The following is a 1,523-nucleotide window of genomic DNA, read 5'->3' as shown; positions in this document are numbered from 1 at the left end:
CTGCGCCGGTTCGACCCGGCGCCGGTCGCCGGCCGCTGACCGGCGCGTGGTCGGGGTCAGTCGCCGCTCGACGCGCGCACGATCAGCCGGGAGCTCAGCTCGATCCGGTGCACCGGGCGGTCGGCGTCCGTGAGCCGACGCGTGAGCAGTTCCACCGCGGCCGCGCCGATCGCGGCCTTGGGCGGGCTCACCGCGGTCAGCGGCGGGTCTGCCAGGGCGGCCACCTCGTCGTCGTAGGCGACCACCGCCAGGTCCGCAGGCACCCGCATGCCGCGTTCCCGCGCCAGCTCCACCAGCGAGATCGCCTCCCGGTCGGAGTGCACCAGGACCGCCGTCACGCCCGTCTCCGTGCACTCGTCCAGGACGCTCGCGGCGTCGGTGGCCCACTCCGCGCCGGCCAGCGGACCGGTCTCCAGGTCGAGCACCACGTCGAACTCCAGGTCCGCCGCCGCCGCGAGGAAGCCGCGGCGGACGGCCGCGGAGTGCGGGCTGGTCCGCGACGTCACCAGGCCCACGCGCCTGTGTCCCCGCTCGGCGATGTGGCGGGCCGCCGTGCCCGAGCCCAGTGCATGGTCGGTCGCCACCGACTCCAGTGGTTCACGGTACGGGCCGCCCACCAGGCGCCGCTCCATCAGCACCACCGGCAGGTCCAGGCCCGCGAGCCAGTCGGCCAGATCGGTGGCGTCCGGCCCGTCGACGGGCGGGGCCACCAGCAGGCCGTCGACCCCCGGGCCGCCGTCGTCGCTGACGAGCGCCGAGAGCTGGTGCCGGATCTGGTCCACGTCGTACGAACCGCCCCGCAGGATCAGCCGCGCCGTGTCGTGCGCGGCGGCCCGCGCGCCGCGGATCACCTCGGGCCAGTAGTAGTCCAGCGAGGGCACGACCATGCCGATGGTCGGTCGCTCGTCGTCGCCCGCGAACATGCCCTCCGGCAGGGGGACGCCGGTGCTTGCCCCGGTGCGGGCGCCCAGGCCGCCGCCGCTTCCGGAGCCGCCGTTGGTACCGGTGCCGCGCGCCGGGATGCGGGCACCGCCGTGCACCTTCTCCAGCGTGCCCTCGGCCACGAGCAGCGCGAGGTCGCGCCGCACCGTCACGGGAGTCACGCCGAGCACGCGCGACAGGTCGCTCACCCGTGCCGAGCCCGTCTCCCGCACCCGTGCGATCAGGCGTGCCCGACGCTCGCTCGGGAGCGGCGCTTCCTGCGTCATGCGACCTCCTGCGATCCCGACCCGGTGGGTCTCATGGTTACCCGGAACTGGCCCGACGGCGCCTCTGCGCGCGCCGTGAGCCGCAACCGGTTCAGGTGTTCACCCCAGACGGCGGTCAGCTCGGGGTCGTCCAGCGCGCGCACGTCGACCGCGGCGTCGACGGCCTGAGGATCCCACGTGATCGCGAGGTCGCGGCGCACCGGGGCGCCGTCCGGCGTGAAGCGGACGACCGCGCGACCGGGCGCGAGCTCGACGTCGCCCGCGAGCATCCAGTGCCACGCCGTCGGTTCGGCGGGTCCGGCGGGGCCGGCGGGG

Annotated in this window: 1 protein-coding gene and 1 pseudogene; both read right to left on the bottom strand. The window is 76.0% G+C overall.

All coding sequences use genetic code 11. The features are described 5' to 3' along the window. Positions 1–56 precede the first annotated feature (56 nt). On the bottom strand, positions 57–1,208 hold the full coding sequence (locus PROKR_RS18800) for a substrate-binding domain-containing protein (RefSeq protein ID WP_036965683.1): 1,152 nt from the start codon (positions 1,206–1,208) through the stop codon (positions 57–59). Further along, positions 1,205–1,523 (bottom strand): annotated as a pseudogene (locus tag PROKR_RS18795) (hypothetical protein); the annotation flags it as partial. The pseudogene PROKR_RS18795 and the gene PROKR_RS18800, both read right to left, overlap by 4 nt.

The sequence above is a fragment of the Promicromonospora kroppenstedtii DSM 19349 genome, from assembly GCF_000515355.1.
GTDB lineage: Bacteria > Actinomycetota > Actinomycetes > Actinomycetales > Cellulomonadaceae > Promicromonospora > Promicromonospora kroppenstedtii.
The sequence above is the reverse complement of the archived record's forward strand: the minus strand, read 5'-3'. Positions and strand labels throughout refer to the sequence as shown.

What these genes read in the sequence shown, in the direction of transcription:
- PROKR_RS18800 (WP_036965683.1), bottom strand. Translation starts at nt 1,208, where the DNA reads ATGACGCAGGAAGCGCCGCTCCCGAGCGAGCGTCGGGCACGCCTGATC.